The organism is Baekduia sp., from assembly GCF_035318805.1.
Taxonomy (GTDB): domain Bacteria; phylum Actinomycetota; class Thermoleophilia; order Solirubrobacterales; family Solirubrobacteraceae; genus Baekduia.
Genome location: NZ_DATHDY010000030.1, coordinates 12,885 through 39,626 on the forward strand (window position 1 = coordinate 12,885; position 26,742 = coordinate 39,626).

Consider the following 26,742-nt stretch of genomic DNA (forward strand, 5'->3'; position numbering starts at 1 on the left):
GCGTAGGGTGCACGCTGTGGACTTCGAGGCCGAAGGGTTCTACGAGGGTCTCGACGAGCAGGCGCGGGCCGAGCGTGAGGACCTCCTGCACTGGCTCGTGGAGCAGGGCTTCTCCGACCCCGAGCTGCGCCGCGCGCACCGCCGCGGCCTGCTGATCTTCCTGGCCGCCGAGCGCGAGGTCGGCGGCGAGCCGAAGTACACGGCGCAGGACGTCGCGGCGGCGTCCGGCGCGCCCGCGGAGCTGCTGGCCCACCTGCGCCGCGCGCACGGCCTGCCGGTGCCCGAGCCCGGCGCCGTCGAGCTGACCGAGGTCGACCTCGAGAGCGCGAAGGTCTCGCAGCGGTTCGTCGAGATGGGCCTCACCGAGGACCAGATGGCCGGGACCGGCCGGGTGCTCGGCCGCAGCCTCGCCACCGCGGCGGAGGCGATGCGCGCCGTGATGCTCGAGATCGTCTCCGAGCCGGGCAGCACCGAGCGCGACCTCGCCGAGCGCTACGCCGCGGCCGTCCGCGAGGTCATGCCCCTCGTCGGGCCGCTCGTGCTCGGCATGCTCAGCCAGCACCTGCGCAACATGGTCCAGGGCGAGGCGATCGGCGCGGCCGAGCGCCAGGCCGGGACGCCGCTGCCCGGCGCGCGCGACACGACCGTCGCCTTCGCCGACATGGTCGGGTTCACGCGCCTGGGCGAGGAGATCGCGCCGGAGGATCTCGGCTCGGTCGCCGAGCGGCTGTTCTCCCTGACGCGGGACGTTGTCGAGCCGCCCGTGCGGCTGGTCAAGACGATCGGCGACGCGGTCATGTTGACCTCGCCGGATCCCGCCGCGCTCGTCCGCGCCGCGCTGCGCCTGGTGGAGGCCACCGACGCCGAGAGCTCCGACGGCGCGTTCCCGCAGGTGCGCGTCGGCCTGGCCTACGGCCCGGCGGTGCCGCGCGGCGGCGACGTCTTCGGCCGCGCGGTCAACCTGGCCAGCCGCGTCACGTCGATCGCACGCGCCGGCAGCGTGCTCGCCACCCGCGACGTGCGCGACCAGGCCCCCGGCGACTTCTCGTGGTCCTCGGCGCGGGCGCGCCGCATCAAAGGGCTACCGGATCCGGTGCCGCTGTACCGGGCGCGGCGGCTCTAGGAGGCTCCTGAAATCAGGCGGTCCGGTCAGATGTGGTCGTGGACCGAGCCAGGCGCCGCACGATTCCGCAGGCAAGGCTTCCGCCTTGTCAAGGGATCGGGTGGCGATCTGGCGATGTGTCCACGGCCGCAGCTGGCCGCAGCGCCATTTTCAGGGGGCTCCTAGGCAGGTCGCGCACCGAGCGCACCGCGAGGCAGCCGATCGCGGCGGCCACGCCGATGACGGTCATGGCGGTGAGCGTCTCGTGGATCCCGACCGCCTCGGCCACAGGCCCGGCCACGATGATGCCGAGCGGCATCATCCCCGCGCTGGCGACGTAGTCGTAGCTCGACACGCGCGACAGCGACCCCTCTGGGATGTGCTCCTGCAGCGACGTCTCCCACAGCGCGAAGAACGCCGAGACGCCGATGGCCGCGCAGAACTCCACCGCGGCGATGGCGAGGATCGGCAGGCCGCTGCCGATGATCACGGCCTGGCAGGAGGCGAGCATCAGCGCGATGGCCGCGGCGCGCAGGGCGAAGCGCGGCCGCCAGCGCAGCAGCAGCAGGTCGGCGACGATCGAGCCGAGGCCGAACGCGGTGACGATGATCGCCCACGACGTCGCGCCGTCCAGCTCGTCCTCCATCAGGACCGGTCCCAGCACGTAGATCGAGGGCAGCACGACGACGTGGTAGGCGATCATCGCCAGCAGGAACGACCACACCCAGGAGCGCGTCCGCACCTCGCGCCAGCCGCCCTTGAGGTCGGCCGCGAACGGCTCCGGGTCGCCGCGCTCCACGACCCGCGGGCGCAGCGCCAGCAGGCAGAGGACCGACACGCCGAACGTCCCCGCGTCGACCAGCAGCGCGCCGCCCTCGCCCAGGGCCGCCACGAGGATGCCGCCGAGCGCCGGGCCGACGATCGAGCCCGTCGAGAACGACATGCCGCGCAGCGCATTGGCGGGCTGCAGGTGATGCGGCGCGCTGATCGTCAGCGGCATGAGCCCGCTGAACGCCGGCGAGAAGAACGAGTCCGCGGCGCCGAAGATCGCCGTCAGGACCGCGAGGTGCCAGATCTCGGCCTGGCCGGTGACCAGCAGCAGGCCGGCGATGCCCTGGCTGGCGAGGCGCACCAGGTCGGACGCGACGAGGATCCGCCGGCGCTCGACGCGGTCGGCGATGACGCCGCCGACCAACCCCAGGAAGATGAACGGCAGGAAGCCCGCCGCCGCGACGATGCCGACGTCGGTGACCGAGCCGCCGATCGACAGCACCGCGAACGGCAGGACGACCTGCGTCATGCGGTCGCCGACGACCGACAGCGCCTGGCCGAGGAACAGCAGCCGGAACTGGCGCTCCTCGCGGAGCACCGCGGGCAACATGGTGTTCTAGGAGGCGGCCATCAAGCGCTCGAGGACCTCGGCGTCGACGTCGAAGTTCGCGTGCACCGCGTCGACGTCGTCGTTGTCCTCCAGCGCGTCGACCAGGCGCAGCAGCTTGGCCGCGGTGTCCTCGTCGACCGGGACGAGCACCTTCGGGCGCTGCGTGACCTCGGCGTTCTCCAGCTCGACGCCGGCGTCCTCCAGCGCCTTGCGCACCGCCGTCAGGTCCGACGGCTCGGTGATGACCTCCCAGGCGTCGTCCTCGCGCGAGATGTCCTCGGCGCCCGCGTCGATGGCGACCATGAGGTCGTCCTCGCTGTAGCGCTCGGCGTCGACGACGATGACGCCCTTCTTGTCGAAGTTGTAGGCCACCGATCCCGGCTCGCCGAGCGAGCCGTTGCCCTTGCTCAGCGCGTGGCGCACGTCGGCGCCCGTGCGGTTGCGGTTGTCGGTGACCGCCTCGATGAGCAGGGCGACGCCGCCGGGGCCGTAGCCCTCGTAGAGGATCGTCTCCAGGGCGGCCGCGTCGGCGCCCGCGCCGGTGCCCTTGGCGATCGCGCGCTCGATGTTGTCCTTGGGCATCGAGGCGTCGCGCGCCTTCTGCACGGCCAGCGCGAGGGCGGGGTTGCCGTCGATGTCGCCGCCGCCCTCCTTCGCCGCGACGGTGACCGCCCGCGCGAGCTTGGTGAAGAGCTTGCCGCGCTTGGAGTCGACGATCGCCTTCTTGTGCTTGATCGAGGCCCACTTGGAATGTCCGGACATACGCCCCCGATTCTAGAGGGCGCGGCGGCCGAGGCGGCGTTGTCAGACCGCGAACCTGCTCGCGGAAACGCTGAAGGTGAGGGCTGTTCAGCCGATCACGGTGGACAAGTCCCACAGGCGTTCGGGGATCGACACCGATGGCCGCTCAGCGCTCACCCATGCCCTCGTCGTGCCCGCCCCGCCACCCGGTCCGCGCACGGACGCTCACGATCCTCACGGGGGCGGCGATCGCCCTCGGGCTGGCCGACCTCGCGGTGCTCGCCGGCGTGCGCCTGGCGTCGGACAGCATCGGGACGATCGCCCTCCCCGCCGCCACCGCCCTGGTGGCCGCCGGCCTCGCCGGCGCGCGCCTGGCGTGGTCGCGCGACGACCGCACGATCCTGGTGCTCCTGTGCGGCGGCCTCGCCGCGACCATGGCCGGCGGCCTGGCCGCCACGATCCTCGGCGGGCACCTCGACCGCGCCGGCGCGCCCGACGTCTTCTGGCTGGTCGCCTACCCGCCGTTCTACGCCGCGCTGATCGTGCTCGCCCGTCGCTACCTGGGCGGCGCCCACCGGTCGTTCTGGCTCGACGGCGTGCTGATCGGCCTGTGGTCGGCGTCCTACGTCAGCGCGCTCTTCCTCGACGACCTCACCGGCCTCGACGGCGCCTCGCTGGTGGTCAACGTCGCCTACCCCGCGGCCGACCTCGCGCTCCTCGGGATCCTCGTCGGCACGCTGCTGATGATCGGCCGGCCGGCGCCGCAGAGCCTCGTGCTCGCCGGCGGCCTGACGTGGACGCTCGTCTCGGACGTCCTGCGCGTGGTCGGCCTCTCGGCCGGCGACGGCGCGCTCACCCCCGCGATGGCCGTCACGTGGAGCCTGGGGCTGCTGATGATCGCCGCGGCCACCTGGGCCCCACCGGCGCCCGGCCGCGTCCTGCCCGTCGGCGGCTGGTGGGAGCTGACCTCGCCGGCCTGCATCGCCGCCATGGCGTGCGGCATCCTCGTCGCCGACCACTTCTCCCGCCTGCCGACGGCCGCGATCCTCCTGGCCGCCGCCACGTTCGCCTGCGCCCTTGCCCGCCTGGTCTGGACGCTGCGCGAGGTCCGGTCGCTGGCGCTGCACCGCCGCGAGGCGCTCACCGACGACCTCACCGGGCTGCCCAACCGGCGCGCGCTCTTCCGCGAGCTCGAGGTGCTGACCGCCGCCGGCGAGCGCTCCTCGCGCCGCCTCGCGTTGCTGCAACTGGACCTCGACGGCTTCAAGGAGCTCAACGACACGCTCGGGCACCACGCCGGCGACGACCTGCTGATCGCGGTGTCGCGCCGCCTGGAGGCCGTCGTGCCGGGCACGCTGGCGCGCCTGGGCGGCGACGAGTTCGCCGCGATCGTCCCCGAGGGCCACGACGCGCGCGCGATCGCCGAGGCCGTGGGCGTCGCGCTCAGCGCGCCCCTGGCCATCGAGGGCGTCGGCATCGCGGTGACCGCGAGCGTCGGCATCGCGCACTTCCCGCAGGACGCGCACGACTCGCGCGAGCTGGCCCGGCGCGCCGACGTCGCGATGTACGACGCCAAGCGCCTGGGCACGGTCGTGGCCGGCTACAGCGCCGAGCACGACGAGCACTCGCTCGACCGCCTCTCGCTCGCCGCCGACCTGCGCAGCGCGTTCGAACGCGACGAGCTGTGGCTGGCCTACCAGCCGCAGGTCGACATCCCGACCGGGCGGATCTCCGGCGCCGAGGCGCTGATCCGCTGGCGCCACCCCGTGCGCGGCGACGTGCCGCCCGGGATCCTGCTCCCGATCGCCGAGCGCACCGGCCTGATGCCGCAGCTGACGCTGTGGGTGCTCGACAACGCCGTCGCGCAGGCCGCCCGGTGGCGCCGCACGGGCCTGGACATCCGCGTCGCCGTCAACGTGTCGGCGATCGTGCTGGTCGACGCGGGGCTGCCCGATCGCATCGCCGAGACGCTGCGCCGCCATCTGCTGACGGCCGACAACCTCGTCATCGAGGTCACCGAGGACGCGGTCATGCGCGACCCCACGCGGGCGATCGACATCCTCAACCGCATCAAGGCCTCCGGCGTCGACATCGCGGTCGATGACTTCGGGACCGGCCAGTCGTCGCTGGAGCAGCTCAAGAACGTGCCGGCCGACGAGCTGAAGCTGGATCGCTCGTTCGTGCTGGGGATGGTCGACGATCCGCAGGACGCGGCGATCGTGGGCTCCGTGATCGGCCTCGGCCGCGCCCTCGGGCTGCGCGTGGTCGCCGAGGGTGTCGAGACGCCCCAGTCCTTCCAGCGGCTGGCCGAGCTGGGCTGCGACGTGGCGCAGGGCTTCGGCCTGGCGCGCCCGATGCCCGCAGGCCAGTTCGAGCGCTGGGCGCGCGAGCCGTCGGACCGCGCGAGGCTCCTCGTGCCGCAGCTGCACACGTCGCGGTCGGCGTGGCGGCGGCGGGCGCGGGTGGCCGCGGGGTCGTAGCCGGCCCGTCTCGGAGACTGTGTCGCTATCGCGACTGGGGACCCACCTCCGGCGGCGACGGCTGGCCGTCGTGGGCCTCGGCCTCGCTGGCCGCCTACGGCACCCCTAGCGGGTCGCCCGGTACCACTCCAGCGTCCGGCGGAGCCCCTCCTCGAGCTCGACCTGCGGCGTCCAGCCGCAGACGCGCTCGATCTTGCCGATGTCCACGTGCTGGCGGCCGAGCTCGCCGGGCGTGGCGTGCGTGGGGTCGTAGACGACGTCCAGCGGCGTGCCCGCCACGCGGCCGAGGGTGTCGACGACCTCGCGCACGCTGGTGGGTCGCCCGCTGCCGGCGTTGAACGCCTCGCCCCGGGCGCTGGGGCCGCCGTCCTCGCGGTCCAGCGCGCCGGCGAGCGCGAGGCAGGCCGCGACGGCGTCGCCGACGTGGAGGAAGTCGCGCTCGGGCGTGCCGTCGGAGCGGACCTTCGGGGCGCGGCTCCCGAGCGAGGCCGCGACGAGCTCCGGGATGAGGCGGGACGCGTGGCGGTCCCCACAGCCGTACAGGTTGGTCAGCCGTGCGACGGCGACCGGCAGGCCGTAGGCCGGCCAGTAGGAGCGGGCGATCAGGTCGGCCGCGGCCTTGGACGCCTCGTACGGCGCGGCCGCCCGGAGCGCCAGGTCCTCGGTGGACGGCTGCGCGGCGTCCGCGCCGTAGACCTTGTCGGTCGAGGCGACGACGGTGCGGGCGACGCCGCCCGCGCGCGCCGCTTCGAGCACCGCGACGGTGCCGCCGACGTTGGTGGCGAACGTCTCGGCGGGCGCGGCGCGCGCGACGCCGGCGATCGTCTGCGCCGCGAGGTGGAACACGGTCGCGACCTCGTGCTCGACGACCGTCCGGGCCAGCAGGGCGCCGTCGGCGACGTCGCCGACGACGACGTGGCAGCCGTCGCGCTCGGTGGCGGCGCGCTGGAGGACCACGACGCGCTCGCCGCGCTCCAGCAGCGCGTCGACCAGCCGGCGGCCGAGCATCCCGGAGGCGCCGGTGACGAGGGTCGCGCGGGGGCTCACGGGCCGGTCCACGTGCGCCAGGGCGGCGTGCCGGAGGCCCACAGGTCGTTGAGCAGGACCGCGTCCTTGTAGGTGTCCACGCACTCCCAGAACCCGTCGTGGCGGAAGGCGCGCAGCTCGCCGTCGGCGGCGAGGCCCTCCAGCGGCTCGCGCTCGAGGACGTGGCCCGGCTCGAGGCGCTCGAGCACCGGCGTGTCGAAGACGAAGAAGCCGCCGTTGATCCAGTGGTCGGACCGCGGCTTCTCGCGGAAGCCGACCACGCGCGCGTCGCCGTCGAGCTCGGTCACGCCGAACTGCAGCTGGGGCCGGACGACGGTCATCGTCGCCGCCCCGTCGTGCGCGGCGTGGAAGCCCAGCAGCGTGCGCAGGTCGACGTCGGCGACGCCGTCGGCGTAGGTGGCGCAGAACGTCGGGCCCGCGTCGAGATGGCCCGCGGCGGCGTGCAGGCGCCCGCCGGTCGGCGTCTCGACACCGGTGTCGACGCAGGTGACGAGCACGCCCTCGGGCCACGCGTGATCGGCGACGAACGCCTCGATCTGCTCGCCGAGGTACCCCGTGCACAGCACGAACTCGGCGAAGCCCGCATGCGCGTAGAGCCGGATCACGTGCCACAGGATCGGCAGCCCGCCGATCTCGACCAGGGGCTTCGGGATCGTTCGCGTGTGCTCCTGCAGCCGGGTGCCACGCCCGCCGCAGAGGATCGCCACCGGTGGGGTCCGCTCCATGCGGCGCGAAGGATGCCCGACGGCGCCGCGCCGCGGGGTCTGACCCCGTCACGCGGATTGGTGACGAGGACGTAGGATCCTCCGTGACATGAGCGTCCCTGCCGAGATCTTCAAGGCCTACGACATCCGCGGCATCCACGGCGAGCAGCTGGGGCCCGACGACGCCGAGCAGATCGGCCGTGCCTTCGCCCGGGTGATCGGCGAGCTGGAGGGCAAGCCGACGACCGAGCTGCGCCTCGGGCTGGGCCGCGACATGCGCCTGTCGGCCCCCGAGATGGCCGCGCGCTATCGCGACGGGATGGTCGCCGAGGGCGCGACGGTCATCGACGCGGGGCAGGTCGGCACCGAGATGTTGTACTACCTGGTCGGCTCGCGCGATCTCGACGGCGGGCTCATGTGCACCGCCTCGCACAACCCCAAGGCCTACACCGGGGCCAAGCTGGTCAAGCGCGGCGCGATCGCGCTCAGCGGCGACGAGGGCATCCAGGACATCCGGCGGATGGTCAACGCGGACCCGCCCGTCCTGGGCGACGCGTCCGCGGGCGGGCGGGCCGGTCTCGTCGAAGAGGTCGACATCTACGACGAGTTCCAGGCCGCGGCGCTGAAGGCGATCGACGCCTCCAACGTCAAGCCGCTGAAGGTCGTCGTGGACGGCGGCAACGGGATGGCCGGCCCGATGGCGGGGCCGCTGCTGCGCGACCTCGGCCTCGAGCTCGTCGAGACGTACTTCACGCCCGACGGCAACTTCCCCGACCACGAGCCCAATCCGATGTTGGAGGAGAACCGGCAGTTCATCATGGACAAGGTCGTCGGCGAGGGCGCCGACCTCGGCATCGCCTGGGACGGCGACGCCGACCGCTGCTTCTTCATCGACGACACCGGCCGCTTCGTGGACGGCGACTTCCTCACCGCGATCCTCGCCCAGCACCTGCTGCAGAAGCGGCCGGGCAGCCACATCCTCTACGACGCGCGCGCCTCCCGGGCGGTGCCCGACACGGTCGAGGCCGCCGGCGGCACGCCCCACATCAACCGCGTCGGCCACGCGTTCTTCAAGACGCGCATGCGCGACGAAGGCGCGATCTTCGGCGGTGAGGTCTCCGGCCACTACTACTTCCACGACTTCTACAACGCCGACAGCGGCACGCTGCCCGCGCTGCTCGTGCTGGAGAAGCTCAGCGTCGAGGGCAAGCAGCTCTCCGAGCTGCTGGAGCCCTACAAGGCCAAGTACTTCATCTCGGGCGAGATCAACTCCGAGATCGCCGACGCGCCGGCCAAGATGGCCGAGCTCGAGGAGCACTACGGATCGATGGACGGCGCGACGGTGACGCACGTCGACGGCGTGTCGGTCGACTTCGACGACTGGCACTTCAACGTGCGCGCGTCCAACACGGAGCCGCTGCTGCGCCTCACGCTCGAGTCGCTCGTCTCCCCGCAGGACATGGAGGCCAAGCGCGACGAGCTGCTGGCCCGGATCCGCGCGTGACCACTGCGCGCGCGATCCACGCGCTGCCCGTCCCCACGCCGTTCGCCGTCGGCCGCGTCAACTGCTATCTGATCGAGGACGACCCGCTGACGCTCGTCGACGCCGGCCCCAACTCCGGCACGTCGCTGACCGTGCTGGAGGCGGCGCTGGCCGAGCACGGCCGCCGAGTCGAGGACCTCGAGCGCATCGTGCTGACCCATCAGCACATCGACCACATCGGCCTCGCGCAGATCCTCGCCGACCGGTCGGGCGCCGAGGTGGCCGCGCTCGCATCGCTCGGCCCGTGGCTCGCGCGGTTCGGCAAGGAGATGGACGACGACGACCAGTTCTCGGAGTCGGTGATGCTGCGCCACGGCATCCCGCGCGACATCGCGATCGCGCTGCGCGCCGTCACCGCGCAGTTCCGCGCCTGGGGCTCGTCGGTGCGGGTCACGCGGCCGCTGGCCGAGGGCGACCTCCTGGAGTTCGCCGACCGCTCCTGGCGCGTGCACCACCGGCCCGGCCACTCGCCGTCGGACACGGTCTTCCTCGAGGAGGCCACGGGCGTGCTGATCGGGGGCGACCACCTCATCAAGCACATCTCCTCCAACCCGCTGATCAGCCGCCCGCTGGAGGGCGGCCGGCCGGAGGACCGCCCGAAGGCGCTGATCACCTACATGCGCTCGATGAGCGCGACGCGCAAGATGGACTTGAGCATCGTCTACTCCGGCCACGGCGACCCGGTCGAGGACCATCGCACGCTGATCGACGAGCGCTTCGACGGGCACGAGCGCCGGGTCCGCAAGATCGCCGGGATCCTCGCCGAGGGGCCGAAGTCCGGCTTCGAGATCGCCCAGCAGATGTGGGGCAACGTCGCCGTGACGCAGGCCTACCTCACGCTGTCGGAGGTGCTCGGCCACGTCGACCTGCTGCTGGAGCGCGGCGAGGTCGTCGAGGTCGAGGACGAGGGCGGCGTGGTCCGCTTCGCACCCGTGTCATGAGGCAGGCCGGGCCCGACGACGTCGCGGCGGTCGCGGCGCTGGTCGAGGCGGCGTTCGCCGTCCACGTCGCGGCCGTCGGCCGGCGGCCCGCGCCGATGGACGCCGACCACGCCTGGCACGCCGCGCACGGGGAGCAGTACGTGCTCGACGGCGCCGACGGCGAGCTGGTGTCGAGCGTCGTGCTCGTCGGCCAGACGGACCACCTGCTGGTGCACAACGTGGCGGTCTCGCCGGCCCATCAGGGCGCGGGCCGCGGCCGCGCGCTCATCGCCTTCGCCGAGGACGAAGCGCGCCGGCGCGGGCTGCCGGAGCTGCGGCTGCACACCAACGCGGCGATGGCGTCCAACCTCATCATGTACCCGCGGCTGGGGTTCGTCGAGACCGGTCGCGCGTTCGACGAGGGCTTTCACCGCGTGTTCTTCGTCAAGCAGATCTGAGCTGCGCGGCCGCGCGGCGGCGCCCGCTCACGCGACGATCTCGGCGAGCAGCGCGTCCATGGCGCGTGCGGTCGCGTCCCAGGTCAGCGGCGCTGCCTGCGACGGACCGGCCGCGCGCCACGGCGCGGGATCGTCGAGGGCCCGCTCCAGCGCGGCGGCGACCGCCTCGGGGTCGGTCGGGTCGACGAGCTGGGCGGCGTCGCCGCAGACCTCCGGCAGCGCGCCGCGGGCGCCCGCGACCACCGGCACGCCGGCGGCCAGCGCCTCCAGCGCGGTCAGGCCGAAGCCCTCGTACAGCGACGGCAGCACGAACGCGGCGGCGCCGGCGTAGAGCCCAGGGAGCAGCGCGTCGTCCACGTGGCCGAGCGTCAGGATCCCGGCGGTGTCGGCCTCGGTGCGAAACTGCGGGCGGTCGCCGCCGGCGGCGACGAGGTCGACGCCGCGCGCGGCGAGGCGGCGGGCGGCCAGGTCGAGCACGCCGAGGTTCTTGCGCGCCGTGCGGCTGGCGACGGTCAGGACGTAGGGTCGCTCGGTCAGGCCCAGCGCGGCGCGCGCGGGACCCGCTGCGGCGGCCGGCGTGAAGCGCTCGTCCACCCCGCCCGGCACGACCGCCACGCGGTCGGCGGGGACGCCCAGCAGCTCGACGACCTCGTCGCGCGAGAACGCCGACGGCGTGACGACGAGCCGGGCGCGCGCGGCGATGCGCGGGAGCACCGCGCGCTGCCAGCGCACGTACAGGTCGGAGTACCAGCCGGGCTCGCGCAGCGGCGCGACGTCGTGCAGCACCACCACGGTGCGGCGACTGGCCAGCGGCGCGAGGTTGGCCGGGCACAGGATCGCGCGCGCCCCGCGGGCCGCGGCCTGCGCCGGCAGCACGAGCTGCTCCCAGGCGTGGCCCGCACGATGGGCCAGCGCGGCGGGCGGCCGGGCCACGGCGTAGCGGTCCGGAGCCAGCGCCGGGAGCCGCGCGGTCAGCTCCCTCGCCCATCGCTCCACCCCGCCGAGCTCGGGCCGCGCGGCGGCACGGGCGTCGATGAGGACGGGCGCCGTCAGCGCGCCTCGATGTCGGCCAGGTGCGCGACGTTGGCCGCGTCGGCGGGATCCTCGCTGGGGCCGGCGGCGAACCACGCGTCGAGGATCTCGGCCAGCTCGGCGACGGAGGTCGTGCGCAGCGACAGCGCCAGGACGTTCGCGTCGTTCCAGCGGCGCGCGCCCTCGGCCGTGGCCGCATCGGCGCAGAGCGCGGCGCGGATCCCGCCCACCTTGTTGGCGGCGATCGACGCGCCGGTGCCCGTCCAGCAGCACACGACGGCCTGGTCGGCGCGGCCGTCGGCGACGTCGCGGGCGGCGGCCTCCGCGCACCACGCCCAGTCCTCGCGGGCGTCGGGCGCTAGCGCGCCGTGGGCGGCGACGACCTCGTGGCCGCGCTCGCGCAGCGCGCCGGCCACGGCGCCGGCGACGCCCGTCCGCTCGTCCGCTGCGACCGCGATCCTCATCCGCCCGAGTATGACGGCCTCGCCGCAACCTCCACCGCCCGCCGAACGCTCGTCCGCAGCGCCGCGCGCGTGCCGTGGCCCCGGTCCCCGAAGCGCCGCCGGCGCCCGTGACGGATGTCACGCGCAACCTCGTACGACCGCCACTACCGCGCCGCCGCAGCGCGCGCGATTATCCATGGATGGCCCTCCGCCGCCCATTTCCCGGTACGTCGGCGCTGGACGGTCGTCGTAGCGGAGCTGACGGATCGCCCTCGGACCGCCACCATGTCGCTGTGAGCACTGGGTGCACCGATGTTGCGATGCAGAAGTTGGGGGCCCATTGCCGGGCCGAAGCGGTGCGAGTGGCGGAGGACAAGGGATGGCTGTGACCGAGGGCCTGGACTACATGCCGCTGGAGGGCCGTCTAGGCTCCGCGACGATGGAGGGCTCGTCCAACGCTGCGGGAGTGACGCCGGAAGGCGTTCGCGCCGGGGATCGCGCCGCGCTGCAGGCGCTGGTGGACCGCCGCGGACCCGCGGTGGTCGCGTTCTGCATGCAGGTGTGCGGTCCGCAGGCCGCCGACCGCGCGGCCGCCGAGGCGTTCGCGCGCTTCCGCGCCGCGGTGCGCGACGCGCCCGAGCTACGGGGCCTGGATCCCGAGGCGCTGCTGCGCGGCGCCACCCGCCACGCCGCCGCGTCGATGGCCCGCCAGCCGTCGGGCCCGCCGCCGCACGGCCGCCTGCTCAGCCGCGGCACGCAGACGTGCGAGCACGTGCCGACGATGCTCGCCGCGCGTGCCAACGGCGCCCTCGGCGACGCCGATCTCGACCGCCTCGCCCGCCATCTCGACCGCTGCGAGCGCTGCGACGCGCTCGCCGAGATCTTCCGGCGTGCGGAGCTGGCCTACCAGGACCCGGTCGTCGACACGCTGGGCACCGACACCTCCACCGTGCTGCTCGTCGCCCTGCAGTCGGTCTCCGAGCACGGCGTCGGCACCGCGCCCGCGCCGTCGCCCGACGCCCCGGCCGCCGAGCCGCTGGACGGCGCGTTCGGCCACCTGCCCGACCTCGACGACGAGGTGCCGATCGAGCCGCCGGCGCCGCTGGAGACCACGCAGGTCGACGAGCTCGCCGCCGAGCCGCTGGCCGCCGAGCCGTCGCCCGCGGACACGCCGCCCGCGCCGGTCATCGCCGCGGCGGTCGAGGGCGAGATCGCGTTCTTCGCGACCGGCGAGCACGACGCGGTCGACCCCGGCGCGACCGTCGAGTGGGACGAGCTCCCCGACGTCGCCCCCGAGCACGAGCCCGGCGTCGTCGAGGGCGGCGGCCCGGCCGCCGGGCTGCTGGAGGGCGGACACACGCGCCGCACCCGGCCGCGCCCGCTGTTCGTCGCGCTGCCCGTGCTCCTGATCGCCGCCTGCGCCGCGGGCGCGCTGGCGCTGGCCGGCGTGTTCGGCGGCAACGACGCGACGCCGCCCGTCGAGCGGACCGCGCCCGCGCGGGTCCAGGCGCCGGTGACCACGCCGCTGCCGGTCACCGTCAAGGCGGCGCCGCCCGCCGCGACCGCCGGGGCGGGCACGACCGGGGCCGCGGGGACGGCCACGACCGGGGCGGCCGGGACGGCCAGCACCCCGACTCCCGGCGCCACCGCGCAGGGCGCGCCGGACGCCAGCAGCACGACACCCTAGAAGCGAGTAGAACGCGCCGCGCGCCCGTCCGCAAGTACGCTCGCGGACATATTCGCCGGTGGCCCCACACACCACACCCCTGCGGATCAGGCGCCGCCGGCCCGCTGCGCGTCGTGGCCTGCGTGCCCGCCGGACCTGACCGAGCTCCCGCCGTTTCACAACGAGCCGGTCCTCGACCTGACCTCGGCCGCCCAGCGCGAGCAGCTGCGGGCCTGGAGGTCATGCGCGTCGCCGCCGAGGTGGTGCCCGGGCAACGTCACCTCAAGCGGACGGTCGTCGAGATGGGCGGCAAGAACTGCGTGATCGTCGACACCGACGCCGACCTCGACGGCGCCGTCCACGCCATCGTCCACTCGGCGTTCGCCGACGCCGGGCAGAAGTGCTCCTCGGCGTCGCGCGTGCTCGTCCACGAGGCCGTCGCCGACGCGGTCGTCGCGCGGCTCGCGCACGCCGTCGACCGGCTGCGCGTCGGCCCGGCCGACGCGTTCGACACGTCGGTGGGCAACCTGTACGTCAACCGCGCGATCACGGGGGCCATGGTCGGGCGCCAGCCGTTCGGCGGCAACCGCCTGTCGGGCACGGGCTCCAAGGCCGGCGGCCCGGACTACCTGCTGCAGTTCGTCGATCCGCTGGTCGTGACGGAGAGCACCGTCCGCCACGGCGCACCGCGCTGAGAACGTCACGGCGCGAGAGCAACCGGACTCGCGGGTCCGGTTCGCTAAGGTATCCGGACTCCAAGGTCCATTTATGCCCCATCTCACTCCCCACGCCCGTCCCAACCCCATGCGCAGCCTGCTCATCCTGAGCACGGCCGCCCTCGCCTTCGCGCTCGCCCAGACGACGCTCATCCCCGCCCTCGGAGATCTCAAGACCCAGCTGCACACCGATTCCTCCGGCGTCGCCTGGACGCTCACCGGCTACCTCGTCGCCGCGGCGATCTTCACCCCCCTCTTCGGCCGCCTCGGCGACATGTTCGGCAAGCGCCGGATGCTCGTCGCCTCGCTGGCCGCGTTCGTCTTCGGCTCGCTCGTCGCCGCGCTCGGCTCGTCGCTGGAGATCGTCGTCCTCGGCCGCGTCCTGCAGGGCGTCGGCGGCGGCATCTTCCCGCTGTGCTTCGGGATCATCCGCGACGAGTTCCCGCGCGACCGCGTTGGCCAGAGCATCGGCCTCATCTCGGCCACGCTGGGCATCGGCGGTGGCCTCGGCCTGGTCATCGGCGGCCTGCTCGTCGACCATGCGACCTACCACTACATCTTCTGGCTCAGCGCCGTGATGTCGGCCGCCGCAGCCGTCGCGATCTGGCTCTACATCCCCGAGTCGCCCGAGCGCACGCCCGGCAAGGTCGACCTCCGCGGCGCCTTCGTGCTCGGCGTCGGGCTCGTGCTGCCGATGATCGCCATCTCGCGCGCCAACACGTGGGGCTGGAGCGCGCCCGAGACGCTCGGCCTCATCGCCGCCGGCCTGCTCGTCCTCGCCGCCTGGGTGCAGCTGGAGCGCAAGACCGAGGAGCCGCTGGCCGACGTCACCGTGCTGGCCTCCGCTCCGGTCCTCATGACGAACGTCGCGACGCTGTTCATCGGGTTCGGCATGTTCGGGTCCTACATCCTGATCCCGCAGCTCGCCGAGGCGGCCAAGTCCACCGGCTACGGCTTCGGGCTCTCGGCGACCGCCGCGGGCGTGCTGATGCTGCCCTCGGCGCTGGCCATGTTGTTCGTCGGCCCGCTGTCGGGCATCCTGGGCGCACGCATGGGCAACAAGGTGCCGCTCACGCTCGGCGGTCTGGCGACCGGCGCCGGCATGATCCTCATGGGCTTCATGCACGGCTCGGTGGCCGAGATCCTGATCTTCAACACCATCACCTCGGTCGGCGTCGGACTCGCCTACGCGGCGATGCCGAACCTGATCGTCGACGCGGTCCCGCGCCACCAGACGGGCCAGGCGACCGGCTTCAACGCCGTCGTCCGGTCCGTGGGCTCGTCGCTCGGCTCGCAGGTGACCGCGGCGGTGCTCGCCGGCAGCGTCCTGGGCGCGACCGGCCTGCCGGGCGACAGCGGCTATACCGCCGCGTTCGTCATCAGCGGCGTCGTCGCGCTCGTCGCGGCGGGCGCGGCCGTCCTCATCCCCCGCACCAGCCACGGCCACGGGACCGTCGGCGCCGAGATCGGCGCGGCGGCTCCGCTGGGCGAGCCGGTGCCGGTCTACGCCAACGCGGAGCGCTGAGCCATGGCCCTCGCCACCGATCCCCGTCCCCGCCGTGCCGACGCGCTCCGCAACCGCGAGCGCGTCATCCGCGCCGCGGCCGCGGTGTTCGCCGAGAAGGGCATGGAGGCCGGGATCCCGGAGATCGCCGAGCGCGCCGGCGTGGGCAAGGCCACCGTCTACCGCAGCTTCCCCTCCAAGGAGCACCTCGTCGCCGCGGTGGCCGCCGAGCGCCTGGACTGGATCACGACGCTCGCGACGCAGGCGCTGGCCGAGGAGGACGCGGGCGCGGCGTTCGAGCACGTCATCCTGGCCATCGCGGAGCGGCAGGCCGGCGACTGCGCCGTCGCCGGCAGCCTGGCCGCCGACATCCACCTGCCCGAGCTCGACGCCGCGCGCGCGACGGCCCACGCCAGCCTCGACGCGCTCGTCGACCGCGCTCGCCTCGCCGGCGCCCTGCGCGACGACGCAGGCGCCGAAGACCTCCGCGTGCTCTTCACCGGCGTCGCGCACGTGCTGCGCTCATCCAGGGAGCACGACCCCAGCGTCTGGGGCCGCTACGGCGAGCTGATCGTCAACGCGCTGCGCGCGCGCTGAGCGCGGGCGCTAGGAGACTGTGTCGCTATCGCGACTGGGGACCCACCTCCGGCGGCGACGGCTGGCCGTCGTGGGCGCCGGCCTCGCCGGCCGCGCCTACGGCACCCCTACCCGGCGGCCGACACGCGAGCTCGAACCCGGTCCAGGAACTGCGCGTGGAGGCGGTGCTCGCCGGAGAGCTCGGGGTGGAAGGCGACGACGGTGATGTCGCCCTCGCGCGCTGCGACCGGGTGGCCGTCGACCGAGGCCAGGATCGCGACGTCCGGACCGTGGTCCTCGATCCACGGCGCGCGGATGAAGACCGCGTGCACGGGCTCGTCGAGGTCCGGGAAGTCCAGGTCGGTCTCGAAGGAATGCAGCTGACGGCCGAACGCGTTGCGGCGTGCGGCGATGTCCATCAGGCCGAGGTGGTCGCGGTCGAGCATGATCAGCCCGGCGCACGTGCCGAGCACCGGCGCGCCGGAACGCACGAGCGCGGCCAGCGGCTCGGCCAGGCCCTCGCGGGCGATCCCGAGCGTCATCGTCGTCGACTCGCCGCCGGGCAGCACGAGGCCGTCCAGTCCGTCGAGGTCGGCCGGCGTCCGCACCTCGCGCACGCCGGCGCCGAGGTCGCGCAGCATGCGCGCGTGCGCGTCGAAGCCGCCCTGCAGCGCCAGGACGCCGACGACCGGAGCGCCGCTCACCGAGGCGCTACCAGCCGCGATTGGCGAGGACCTGCGACGCGTCCAGCTTGCGCACCTCGAGCGACTGCATCGCCTCGCCGAGTCCCTCGGACACGGCCGCGACGCGCCCGGCGTCGGCGAAGTGCGTCGTCGCCTCGACGACGGCGCGGGCCATAGCCTCGGGGTTGGACGACTTGAAGATGCCGGAGCCGACGAAGACCGACTCGGCGCCCAGCTGCATCATCAGCGACGCGTCGGCGGGCGTGGCGATGCCGCCGGCGCTGAACAGCGGCACGGGCAGCTTGCCGGCGCGCGCGACCGCGCGCACGATGTCGTAGGGCGCCTGCAGCTCCTTGGCCGCGACGAACAGCTCGTCCTCGTCCAGCGTCGTGAGGCGGCGGATCTCGCCGCGGATCGAGCGCATGTGGCGCACGGCCTCGACGATGTCGCCGGTCCCGGCCTCGCCCTTGGAGCGGATCATCGCGGCGCCCTCGCCGATGCGCCGCAGCGCCTCGCCGAGGTTCGTGGCGCCGCAGACGAACGGCACGTCGAACGCCCACTTGTCGATGTGGTTGGCCTCGTCGGCCGGCGTCAGGACCTCGGACTCGTCGACGTAGTCGACCTCGAGCGCCTGGAGCACCTGGGCCTCGGCGAAGTGGCCGATGCGGGCCTTGGCCATGACCGGGATCGTCACGGCCTCCTGGATGCCCTTGATCATCGCGGGGTCGCTCATGCGCGCGACGCCGCCGTCGCGGCGGATGTCTGACGGCACACGCTCGAGCGCCATCACGGCAGCCGCGCCGGCGTCCTCCGCGATCTTGGCCTGCGCGGCATCGACGACGTCCATGATGACGCCGCCCTTCAACATCTCCGCCAAACCGGCCTTGACCCGGAACGTCGCTTCGTCTCGCATACGAGCCCCATGATAGGGGTCCTCCGCGGCGACCAGCCTCCGCCAGTTACTTCAGGCGGAAGGCTTTGATCCGATCGGCGTACTGGTCGGCATCCCGGCTGTACACGCCGTACGCCAGCGCCTGGATCGTCGACAGCAGCGCCGTGTGCGAGCGCACGTAGGCGGGCGAGTTGCTCGAGTAGTACAGCTTGATCTGCGCGAGCTTCGCGACCTCCGACAGCGTGGCGTCGACCACCGCCAGCGTCGGCGCCTTGCGGTGGCGGGCGAGCTTCATCGCACGCACGACCAGCGGATGCGGGCGGCCGGCGCTGAGGCCGATCACCAGCGTCCCCTCGTCGATGCGGCCGAGGCGGCTGAGCGCCTCCTGCGACGGGCTGGCGACGATCTCGGCACGCAGGTCCAGCAGCATGAGCAGGTGGCGCATGTAGCTGGCGAAGAACGCCATCTGGTCGGTGCCGCAGACCAGCACGCGGTCGGCCGCGACGATCGCGTCGATCGCGGCCTCGACGTCGGAGCGCGAGACGCGCCGCGCCGTCTCCTCGACGTTCTGGTAGTCGGCCGCGATCGCGGTCTCGAACTCGTTCTGGTCGAGCGAGAACAGCGGCTCGGGCGAGGTGGTGCCCGCGGGCGCCCCGGCCGCACCGGCCGCCACCTTGCGGCGGTACTCCTCCCGTGCGGAGTGCTGGAGCTCGGGGAAGCCCTCGAACCCGAGCGCCTGCGAGAACCGCACGACGGTCGAGCTCGAGGTGTTCGCGCGGCGCGCTAGCTCCTCGGCAGTCTGGAAAGCCACCTCGTCCAGGTGATCGACGATGTACTGCGCGACGTCCTTCTGGGATCGCGAGAACTCGTCGAAGCGTGCCTGGATATAGGCGGAAAGGGTCTGGTGGCCGCGCGCCTCGTGGGGCGGGGCCGTGATCGTCGCAGCCGTCCTCTTCATGGGCGACCGGTCTTTCGACACCCCGGAGGCGGAGTCCTCCAAAGAGCGTGCCGAAGATCCTCGCGGGCCGCTCGCAGACGACGCGCGCCCGGCGGTGGCCGGGCGCGACGTCGCTGTGCGTGCGAGCCCTCGCCGCTTCCGCCAATCGGGGCTCGCAGGAGGGACGCAGGCGGGGGGTATGGCGCCGAACGCATCCCTCAGTTGGTGTCCCTATGGGCTCCCCGCCGGCGCGGCGTCGGGAACCGACTCCGGCGTCCGGGTGTCCGCCGTGGGACGCCGGCTGTGCTTGGGTAGGAGCGTCACGTGAGCTCGCGCCAGGTCATCGAGGATGCGGCGGAACGGTCGCGGGTCACGTTCCACGACCGCGTCGCGCGCCTGCGCGCGCTGGCCCCCACCCTGTTCATGGGCGCGATCGGCGCCGGCATCGCCTGGCTCGTCGCGACGCACATCGTCGGCGAGACGGGAGCGTTCTTCGCCCCGGTCGCCGCGATCATCACCCTCGGGCTGACCGTCGGCTCGCGGCTGAACCGCGCGATCGAGCTCTCGATCGGAGTGCCGCTCGGCATCGCGCTGGCCGACGTCATCGTCCTCGAGGTCGGGTCGGGCACCGTGCAGCTGATCTGCATTGTGTTCCTCGCCACCTCCCTGGCGGTGTTCCTCGGCGGCGGGCCGCTGCTGGTCACCCAGGCGGCGGTGTCGGCGATCCTGGTGGTGACGCTGCAGCCGCCCACCAACGGCCTCTCCTTCTCCCGCGCGGCCGACGCGCTCATCGGCTGCAGCGTCGCGCTGATCCTCAACTTCGTCATCGCGCCGATCGACCCGGTGGCCTTGGTCCGTCGCGAGGCCGCGCCCGTGCTGCGCGAGCTCGCCGGGGTGCTGGAGGACATCGTCGCCGCGCTCGAGACCCGCGACCGGGAGGCGGCGTTGACCGCGCTGGGCCGGGCGCGCGACATCGACGCCTACACCCAGCGCTTCCTGGAGTCGCTGACGATCGGACGCGAGACGGCGGCCGCCGCGCCGCAGCGCTGGTCGGACCGCGGGCCGCTGGCGGTCTACAGCGAGGCCGGCGGCCAGATCGACCTCGCCGTGCGCAACGTGCGCGTGCTGGCCCGCGGCGTGGTGCGGGCCATCGAGGTCGGCGACCACGTGCCGGCCGAGGTCGGCGAGGCGATCGGCGAGCTGGCCGGCGCCGTGCGCAGGCTGGAGCCGTGGCTGGACGACCCGCGGCGCGCCACCGGGGTCGTCGAGCCCGCCGTGCGGGCCGCCCGCCACGCGAGCGCCGTGCTGGAGCAGACGACCAACCTGTCGGTCAGCGTGATCATCGGCCAGATCCGCTCGACGGCGGTCGACCTCCTGCGCAGCGTCGGCATGTCGCCCGACGACGCTCGCGCCCTCATCCGCGGCGACCCCGCGCCGATCGTGGACGCGTAGCCTTCAGACCCGCTCGACGGCCAGCAGCACCGCATCGTCCTGCGGCTCGCCGCCGGCGAACGCCACGAGCGCGTCGCGCACGGCGTCCACGAGCTCGCCCGCGCCCGCGCCGGGGCCGGCGGCCTCCAGCGCGGCGCACAGCCGGTCGAGGCCGAAGCGCTCGTCGCCGTCGGTCGCCTCGGTGACGCCGTCGGTGAACAGCAGCAGCACGTCGCTGCGCCGGACCTCCACGTCCTCGTGCGCGCGGCCGTCCTCGGACTCCGGCAGGCCGAGCATCCGCCCCACCGGCCCTACGGCTCGCGCCCGTCCGTCGCGTACGAGCACCGGCGCCGGGTGCCCGGCGCACACGATCCGCGCCCGCGCGGGCCCGCCGCCCTCGCCCTCCTCGAGCACGACCGCCGCCGCCGTGCACAGCACGCGCTCGGGCTCCGGCTCGGCGGCGAGCGTCCGGTCCAGCAGCGTCATGCCGTCACGGGGATCACCGGTGAGCGCCGTTGCGGTGGCGATCGTGTGGCGGATGCGCGGCGTCAGCGCGGCGGCGCCCACGCCCTTGCCGACGACGTCGCCGACCAGCACGAGCCAGCGCCCGTCGCCGGCGGGTTGGATGTCATACAGGTCGCCCCCCACCTCGTTGGCCTCGCCCGCCGCGCGATGGCGCAGCGCCGCGCGCCACCCGGGCGGCTCCGGGAGCTCGCGCGGCAGCATGCTGGCCTGCAGCACGTGGGCGATCTCGCCGCGCTCGGTGTAGAGCCGCGCGTTGTGGACCGCCGCGCCGGCCCGGCGTCCCAGCTCCTCGGCCAGCGCGACGTCGCTCGGGGTGAACCGCCGCGCGCGGTCGGTCAGCACCAGCGTCAGCGCGCCGATCACGCGGCCGGTCACCTCCAGCGGCACGATCAGCGCCGAGCTCAGGCCCACCCTCCGCAGCACGGCCAGGTGCTCCTCGTCGCGGGCGATGACCGCGAGCATCTCGTCGGTGACGTCCTGGGTGAGGCTCGTCGCGCCCTTGCGGATGACGGCGGCCACGCCGGCGCGATCGGACGGCGCGATCGGGTACCGCCTGCGGAACTCGCGGGCGAGGCGCACCTGGTCGGGATCGACGTGCGCGACCGCGACCTGCTGGATCTCTCCGCGGCCGTCGAGCAGGTCCACCGCGCACCAGTCGGCCAGCGTCGGGACCGCGAGGCGCGCGACGTGCTGCAGGGTCTGCTCGTAGTCCAGCGACGACGCGAGCGTGCGCGCCGCCTCGTCCAGCACGCGCCGGACGATGTCGGCGTCGGCCGCGTCCGTCACGTCCTCGATGACGTTGACGGCGCCGACGAGCGCCCCGTCGTCGTCGAGCAGCGGCGTCGCCTTGACCAGCGACCACCGCAGCTCGCCGGCGGTCACGTCGATCCAGCGCACGAGCTGCGGCTCGGCGCTCTGGCCCTGCAGCACCCGCCGCCCGGGCAGCTCGCCGGCCGGCAGCGGCGTGCCGTCGGGTCGGTACTGGCGGTAGCGGGCCAGGAGCGTCGCCGGGTCGGAGGCCAGGAAGTCGTCCAGCGTCGCGAAGCCGAGCATGTCGAGCGCCGCGCGGTTGGCGAACCGCAGCCGCCCGTCGGCCGACTGCACGGTCACGGCCTCCGCGAGGGTGCCCAGCGCGGCCGCGAGCTGGCGCTCGGTCAGGGCCAGCGACCCGGTCCGCGGTCCGATCATCGACGGATCATGCCGTGCCGGCGGCGTCGAGGTCCAGCACCGTCTTCAGGCGCGAGGCGGCTGGCTGCAGCGCACGGCGCGGTCCTTGCCCTGGGCCTTGGCCGCGAGCAGGCACTCGTCGGCGGCCTTGAAGAGCGCCGCGACGGTCCCGGCGTCGCCGGGGGCGACCGCCACGCCGGCCGAGGCGGTGATCGGGCCGGCGACCGACCAGGTGGCGGCGCGCACCGCCTCGACGAGCCGGTCGGCGCAGCGCGCGGCCTCGCCCTCGTCGGCGTTGGGCAGGATGACGCCGAACTCCTCGCCACCGGTGCGGCACACGACGTCGCCGGCGCGGACGTGGTCCTCCAGGACCTCACCAAAGCCGATCAGGACCTGGTCGCCGACCGGATGGCCGTGCACGTCGTTGACGCGCTTGAAGTCGTCGACGTCGAGCAGGACGAGCCCGACGGGCGCCTCGTCGCGCTGGGCGCGCGCGAGCTCGGCGGCGAGCCGCTCGTGGAAGTGGCGCCGGTTGAAGAGGCCGGTCAGCTCGTCGGTGCGGGCCTGCTCGGAGAGCAGCTCGCGCCGGCGCGCGTTGTCGTAGGCCAACGCCGAGAGCATGGCGAAGCGCTTGATGAGCTGCGCCTCCTCCGGCGAGAAGGTCGGGATCGTCCCCTCGAAGCCGGGCGCGGAGTCCTCGCGCCACACGTTCAGCGTGCCGATCACGCGGCCCGCGACGATCAGCGGGCAGAACACGATCGCCTCGAGGTCCTGGGGCGTGCCGTCGATGATGTAGCGGCCGAACCACGGGTGGCCGGGCTCGAGGTGCACGAGCTGGCGCGACTTGACGACCTTGCCGGTGATCGAGTCGTCGAGCTTGGGCGCGTCGGCCATGGTCTCCTCGACGAACTGGCCCTCGGCGAAGACGGGGACGAGCGCGTGGCGCTCGAAGTCGACCTCGTAGATGGCGAGGCTCGTGTAGGGCACGATGCCGTTCAGCGCGCGCGCCATCGAGGACAGCGTCGCGTCCAGCGACTGCTCGGCGAGGACGCCGGCGACCGCGTCGATGATCGACTCGAGACCTCGTACGACCCGGGTGGCGGAGACGAGTTGCATGCGCTCCCCCCGAGGATCGGCCGGCCGGGGTCTCAGATTGAGGCGGCGGGTACCGGTGCGAACGTTGTTGCGAGCTTTGGGCAGGGTCGGACATGGCGTGTCCGAACGCGTTGACCATCGTTGCTTCAGCAACTATTGTGTGAGCAAGCGTGATGCCCGACGCCCTCAGCCCTCGCCACCTCGCCCAGCGCGTGGCCCAGATCGCCGCGCTGGTGATCGTCGCCGTCCTGCTGCTGGCGACGCTGCCGGGCCTGAGCGAGGTGCGCGACCGGTTCAGCGACGCGCGCGGCGGCTGGGTCGCCGCGGCGCTCCTGCTCGAGGTCGGCTCGATCGTCTCCTTCGTCGTCGTGTTCCGGGGCGTGTTCTGCGTCCGGATGCCGTGGGGCTTCAGCGCGCAGGTCGGCCTCTCCGAGCAGGCGGCCAACGTGCTCCTGCCGGCCGGCGGCGCGGGCGGACTCGCGCTCGGCGCCTGGGCGCTCAACCGCGCCGGGATGTCGTCGGGCCACATCGCCCGCCGCACCGTCGCGTTCTTCCTCATCACCAGCTCGACGAACTTCATCGTCGCCGTGCTCGCCGGCATCGGGCTGCTCACCGGGATCCTGCCCGGCGAGGCGACGTTCGCGCTCGCGGCGGTCCCGGCCGGCCTCGCCGTGCTGACGATCTCCATCGTGCTGCTCCTCCCCCGCGTCCTGCCAGCGGGCTCCGGCGCCGACGGCAAGGTCCGCCGCGCCGCGGCCACGGTCGCCGAGGGCGTGCGGGACGCCGGTGCGCTGGTGCGCTCCGGCCGCCCGTCGGTCATCGGCGGCGCCGCGGGCTACCTCGCCTTCGACATGGCCGCGCTGTTCGCCGCGTTCCACGCCTTCGGCCACGCGCCGGCCGCCGGCGACTTCCTCTTGGCCTACGTGATCGGCCAGCTCGGCGGCCTCGTCCCGCTGCCCGGCGGCGTCGGCGGCACCGACGGCGGCCTGGTCGCCGCGCTGGCCCTCTACGGCACCCCGCTGGCCTCGGCCACTGCGGCCGTCCTGGCCTACCGCGCCTTCCAGCTCGGCCTCCCGGCCCTGACCGGGACCGTGGCGTTCGGCCGCCTGCGCCACACGCTCTCGCGCGACACGCGCGCCGCCGCCGGCTGCGAGCCGCTCGCCGCGCCGCTGCGCCAGCCGGCGGCCGCGCCGGTCGCCCAGCACGTCGCGGCCTGAAGCAGGAGCGTGGGTCCCTAACCCGCCGCGGGTTTCGCCCCCTGGGCGAAGACCCGCAAGGGAACCTGGCCCTCTGGGCCAGTGTTCCCCTAGGACTTCCCGACGGCCGGTGTCGTGAGCCAGGCCTCGAGCTCGGCGAACGGCATCGGCCGGCCCAGGAGGTAGCCCTGGGCGAGGTCGCAGCCGAGGGCCCGGAGGAAGGCGAGCTGCTCGGAGGTCTCGATGCCCTCGGCCGTGACGGTGCGGCCGAGCGCGTGGGCCATGCCGACGACGGCCGCGACGATCGCGCCGCTGCTGGTGTCGGCGGGTAGCCCGGCGACGAACGAGCGGTCGATCTTGATGCCGTCGATCGGACGCTCCTTGAGCATCGACAGCGACGAGAAGCCCGTGCCGAAGTCGTCGAGGACGAGCTGGACGCCGAGCGCGCGCAGCTCGGCGAGCGTGTGGGCGGTCGCCGGATCGGATCCCAGCAGCGCGGTCTCGGTGATCTCGACGACGAGCCGCTCGGGCCGCAGGCCGCTGTCGCTCAGCGAGGCCTGCACGCCGGCCGCGAAGGCGGGATGGCGCAGCTGGCGCGGCGAGACGTTGACGCCGAGCGCCAGCGCGGTCCCGGTCGCGCGATGCACGTCGGCGATCGCCGCACAGGACTCGCGCAGGACCCACGCGCCGATCGCGTCGATCAGGCCGGTCTCCTCGGCGATCGGGACGAACTCGTCCGGGCCGACCTCACCGAGCTCGGGGTGCGTCCAGCGCAGCAGCGCCTCGACGCCGTGCGTCGAGCCGTCGAGGAAGCGCGCAACCGGCTGGGCGACCAGGTGGAACTCGCCGCGGTCCAGCGCGCCGCGCAGCGCCGCCTCGACCTCGAGGCGCCGGCCCGCGCCTTCGGCGGCCTGGCCGGGGCCATGGCGATGGCGGTTGCCGCCCTCCTCCTTGGCGGCGTACATCGCCTCGTCGGCGCGGCGGATCGCCTCGTGCGCGTCGACCTCGCCGCCGGGCACGACCGCGATGCCGACGCTCGCGGTCGGCGACATGCCGCCCGCGGCGCCGCGCTTGGCGGCCATGACCGCCTCGATGATCCGATCGGCGATGACCGTCGCCCCGTCCGGGTCGATGCCCTCGCAGACGGCGATGAACTCGTCGCCGCCGAAGCGCGCGACCGTGTCGCCCGGCCGGACGCAGCCCGAGATCCGCTCGGCGACCTCGCGCAGCACCGCGTCGCCGACCTCGTGGCCGAGCGTGTCGTTGACGAGCTTCAGCCGGTCCAGGTCGATGAACAGCACCGCCAGCGACGTGCCGCTCCGGCGGCCGCGGGCGAGCGCGTGCGTGAGCCGGTCGAACAGCAGGGTGCGGTTGGGCAGGCCGGTGAGCGGGTCGTGCGTGGCGCGGTGCACGAGCTCGTCGGTGGCGCGCTGGCGCTGGATCGCGATGCCCGCCAGGTGGGCGGCGTCGCGGATGAAGCGGCGGTGCTCCTCGGTGGGCTCGCGCGGGGCCGATCCGTACAACCCGAAGGTGCCGAGCACGTCGCCGCCGGCGCCGAGGATCGGGAACGACCAGCAGTGGCGCAGCCCGTGCTCGCGCGCCAGCTCCCGGAACGGCGCCCAGCGCGGGTCGGTCTCCAGATCGGCCGAGACGACCTCGACGCCGTGGAACGCGGCCGAACCGCACGAGCCGACCTCCGGCCCGATGACCAGGCCCTCGAGTTTGGCGAGGTACTCCGGCGGGAGCGTCGGGGCGGCGCCGTGGTGCACGGTGCGCAGGACCGCGTCGAGCAGCAGGACCGAGCCGCGCAGCCGCGGGTCGTAGCCCTCGATGCTCAGCACGACCTCGTCCAGGATCTCGCGCAGCGGCGCGTCGGCGCTGATCAGCTCGTGGATCCGGTTGTGCGCCGCGACGAGCGCGTTGGCGCGGCCGAGGGCCCCCGCCGCGAGCCGCAGGGCGATCTCCCCAGCGATCGCGTCGCTGAAGTCGCCGAGCAGCGCCAGGTCGGCCGCGGTCCACCCGCGGGGCTCCTGCTGGGTGACGCACAGCGAGCCGACCGGCTGGCCGTGCACCGTGATCGGCGTGCCGGCGTAGGCCACGATGCCGTGCTCGACGACGCCGACGTGATCGGCCAGCTGCGGATGGTCGCGCGCGTCGTCGACCGCCAGCGGGCTGGCGCCGGAGATGACGTACTGGCAGATCGACAGCTGCGCCGGGGCGGTCCGGATCGGCTCGGCGCCCTCGAGCCCGATCACGCTCTTGAGGTATTGCCGGCGATCGTCGAAGAGCGTGATCAGCGCGATCGGGGCACGCAGCGCGCGGGCGGCCAGCGCCGCCCAGCGGTCGAAGGCCTGCTCGGGCTCCGAGCTCATGAGCCCGGTGCGGTCGAGGACCGCCAGCCGCGCGGGATCGGCCAATGCGGCCGCAACGCGCTCGGGATGGAACCGTTCAGGATCGAAGGACACCGCTTCCCCTGTCATCGGTCAGTCCTGCCCAGCGTCGC

At 74.0% G+C, this 26,742-nt stretch carries 22 protein-coding genes and 1 pseudogene; 11 read left to right on the plus strand and 12 right to left on the minus strand.

Translation table 11 applies throughout. The features are described 5' to 3' along the window. Positions 1 to 16: 16 nt before the first annotated feature. The gene (locus VK501_RS07465; RefSeq protein WP_324336203.1) at positions 17 to 1,123 is read left to right on the plus strand and encodes an adenylate/guanylate cyclase domain-containing protein; all 1,107 of its coding nucleotides are present in this window, start codon (positions 17 to 19) and stop codon (positions 1,121 to 1,123) included. A gap of 88 nt (positions 1,124 to 1,211) precedes the next feature. On the opposite strand, the gene VK501_RS07470 is transcribed toward VK501_RS07465, so the two are convergent. Beyond that, positions 1,212 to 2,483 carry an MFS transporter gene (locus tag VK501_RS07470; RefSeq protein ID WP_324336205.1) on the minus strand — a complete coding sequence of 424 codons (1,272 nt, stop codon included), beginning with the start codon at positions 2,481 to 2,483 and terminating at the stop codon, positions 1,212 to 1,214. Positions 2,484 to 2,489: 6 nt separating this feature from the next. Then, positions 2,490 to 3,245 carry a YebC/PmpR family DNA-binding transcriptional regulator gene (locus VK501_RS07475; RefSeq protein ID WP_324336207.1) on the minus strand — a complete coding sequence of 252 codons (756 nt, stop codon included), beginning with the start codon at positions 3,243 to 3,245 and terminating at the stop codon, positions 2,490 to 2,492. Positions 3,246 to 3,403: 158 nt separating this feature from the next. Here VK501_RS07475 and VK501_RS07480 point away from each other — a divergent pair, with 158 nt between their 5' ends. Continuing rightward, on the plus strand, positions 3,404 to 5,704 hold the full coding sequence (locus tag VK501_RS07480; RefSeq protein WP_324336209.1) for a bifunctional diguanylate cyclase/phosphodiesterase: 2,301 nt from the start codon (positions 3,404 to 3,406) through the stop codon (positions 5,702 to 5,704). 105 nt (positions 5,705 to 5,809) lie between these two features. Here VK501_RS07480 and VK501_RS07485 read toward each other — a convergent pair whose 3' ends face one another. Further along, complete coding sequence (locus VK501_RS07485) at positions 5,810 to 6,751, minus strand: NAD-dependent epimerase/dehydratase family protein (RefSeq protein WP_324336211.1); 942 nt, start codon at positions 6,749 to 6,751, stop codon at positions 5,810 to 5,812. Then, entirely contained in the window at positions 6,748 to 7,476 is a 729-nt protein-coding gene (locus VK501_RS07490) for a sugar phosphate nucleotidyltransferase (protein ID WP_324336212.1), read from the minus strand. Before VK501_RS07490 ends, VK501_RS07485 begins: the two co-directional genes overlap by 4 nt. Positions 7,477 to 7,564: 88 nt before the next feature. Here VK501_RS07490 and manB point away from each other — a divergent pair, with 88 nt between their 5' ends. From manB to VK501_RS07505, 3 genes are read left to right on the plus strand one after another with little or no spacing between them, the layout of a single operon-like run. Then, a complete protein-coding gene (gene manB / locus VK501_RS07495) occupies positions 7,565 to 8,959 on the plus strand; it encodes a phosphomannomutase/phosphoglucomutase (protein ID WP_324336214.1) in 1,395 nt (464 codons plus the stop codon). Continuing rightward, positions 8,956 to 9,939 carry an MBL fold metallo-hydrolase gene (locus VK501_RS07500; protein ID WP_324336216.1) on the plus strand — a complete coding sequence of 328 codons (984 nt, stop codon included), beginning with the start codon at positions 8,956 to 8,958 and terminating at the stop codon, positions 9,937 to 9,939. The genes manB and VK501_RS07500 overlap by 4 nt, the downstream gene beginning before the upstream one ends. Beyond that, complete coding sequence (locus VK501_RS07505; RefSeq protein WP_324336218.1) at positions 9,936 to 10,376, plus strand: GNAT family N-acetyltransferase; 441 nt, start codon at positions 9,936 to 9,938, stop codon at positions 10,374 to 10,376. The genes VK501_RS07500 and VK501_RS07505 overlap by 4 nt, the downstream gene beginning before the upstream one ends. Before the next feature lie 27 nt (positions 10,377 to 10,403). Here the strand turns inward: VK501_RS07505 and VK501_RS07510 are convergent, their stop codons facing one another. Both VK501_RS07510 and VK501_RS07515 read right to left on the minus strand, forming a co-directional pair. Continuing rightward, a complete protein-coding gene (locus VK501_RS07510; protein ID WP_324336219.1) occupies positions 10,404 to 11,372 on the minus strand; it encodes a glycosyltransferase family 1 protein in 969 nt (322 codons plus the stop codon). Between the two features lie 53 nt (positions 11,373 to 11,425). Continuing rightward, the gene (locus VK501_RS07515; protein WP_324336220.1) at positions 11,426 to 11,872 is read right to left on the minus strand and encodes an RpiB/LacA/LacB family sugar-phosphate isomerase; all 447 of its coding nucleotides are present in this window, start codon (positions 11,870 to 11,872) and stop codon (positions 11,426 to 11,428) included. 358 nt (positions 11,873 to 12,230) lie between these two features. On the opposite strand from VK501_RS07515, the gene VK501_RS07520 reads away from it, so the two are divergent. From VK501_RS07520 to VK501_RS07535, 4 genes and pseudogenes are all read left to right on the plus strand, one after another. Then, positions 12,231 to 13,538 (plus strand): zf-HC2 domain-containing protein, encoded by a 1,308-nt coding sequence (locus VK501_RS07520; protein ID WP_324336222.1) that lies wholly within the window; start codon positions 12,231 to 12,233, stop codon positions 13,536 to 13,538. Between the two features lie 248 nt (positions 13,539 to 13,786). Beyond that, positions 13,787 to 14,212 (plus strand): annotated as a pseudogene (locus tag VK501_RS07525) (aldehyde dehydrogenase family protein); the annotation flags it as partial. 109 nt (positions 14,213 to 14,321) lie between these two features. Continuing rightward, entirely contained in the window at positions 14,322 to 15,758 is a 1,437-nt protein-coding gene (locus VK501_RS07530) for an MFS transporter (RefSeq protein ID WP_324336226.1), read from the plus strand. Between the two features lie 3 nt (positions 15,759 to 15,761). Next, entirely contained in the window at positions 15,762 to 16,334 is a 573-nt protein-coding gene (locus VK501_RS07535) for a helix-turn-helix domain-containing protein (RefSeq protein WP_324336228.1), read from the plus strand. Between the two features lie 107 nt (positions 16,335 to 16,441). On the opposite strand, the gene pdxT is transcribed toward VK501_RS07535, so the two are convergent. From pdxT to VK501_RS07550, 3 genes are read right to left on the minus strand one after another with little or no spacing between them, the layout of a single operon-like run. After that, complete coding sequence (gene pdxT, locus VK501_RS07540; protein WP_324336230.1) at positions 16,442 to 17,017, minus strand: pyridoxal 5'-phosphate synthase glutaminase subunit PdxT; 576 nt, start codon at positions 17,015 to 17,017, stop codon at positions 16,442 to 16,444. A 7-nt stretch (positions 17,018 to 17,024) separates the two neighbouring features. Further along, the gene (pdxS, locus tag VK501_RS07545) at positions 17,025 to 17,909 is read right to left on the minus strand and encodes a pyridoxal 5'-phosphate synthase lyase subunit PdxS (protein ID WP_324336232.1); all 885 of its coding nucleotides are present in this window, start codon (positions 17,907 to 17,909) and stop codon (positions 17,025 to 17,027) included. Positions 17,910 to 17,955: 46 nt separating this feature from the next. Further along, positions 17,956 to 18,846, minus strand: a complete 891-nt coding sequence (locus VK501_RS07550; protein WP_324336233.1) for a MurR/RpiR family transcriptional regulator — start codon at positions 18,844 to 18,846, stop codon at positions 17,956 to 17,958. 303 nt (positions 18,847 to 19,149) lie between these two features. Between VK501_RS07550 and VK501_RS07555 the strand changes: the two genes are divergently transcribed. After that, entirely contained in the window at positions 19,150 to 20,277 is a 1,128-nt protein-coding gene (locus tag VK501_RS07555; protein WP_324336235.1) for an FUSC family protein, read from the plus strand. A 3-nt stretch (positions 20,278 to 20,280) separates the two neighbouring features. Here VK501_RS07555 and VK501_RS07560 read toward each other — a convergent pair whose 3' ends face one another. Beyond that, positions 20,281 to 21,969 (minus strand): SpoIIE family protein phosphatase, encoded by a 1,689-nt coding sequence (locus VK501_RS07560; protein WP_324336237.1) that lies wholly within the window; start codon positions 21,967 to 21,969, stop codon positions 20,281 to 20,283. A gap of 45 nt (positions 21,970 to 22,014) precedes the next feature. Beyond that, the gene (locus VK501_RS07565) at positions 22,015 to 23,064 is read right to left on the minus strand and encodes a sensor domain-containing diguanylate cyclase (RefSeq protein WP_324336239.1); all 1,050 of its coding nucleotides are present in this window, start codon (positions 23,062 to 23,064) and stop codon (positions 22,015 to 22,017) included. Positions 23,065 to 23,216: 152 nt separating this feature from the next. On the opposite strand from VK501_RS07565, the gene VK501_RS07570 reads away from it, so the two are divergent. Beyond that, positions 23,217 to 24,260: a lysylphosphatidylglycerol synthase domain-containing protein gene (locus tag VK501_RS07570; protein WP_324336240.1), complete on the plus strand. Its 1,044-nt coding sequence runs from the start codon at positions 23,217 to 23,219 to the stop codon at positions 24,258 to 24,260. Positions 24,261 to 24,349: 89 nt separating this feature from the next. On the opposite strand, the gene VK501_RS07575 is transcribed toward VK501_RS07570, so the two are convergent. Continuing rightward, positions 24,350 to 26,704: a putative bifunctional diguanylate cyclase/phosphodiesterase gene (locus tag VK501_RS07575; RefSeq protein ID WP_324336242.1), complete on the minus strand. Its 2,355-nt coding sequence runs from the start codon at positions 26,702 to 26,704 to the stop codon at positions 24,350 to 24,352. Between the last annotated feature and the right edge of the window lie 38 nt (positions 26,705 to 26,742).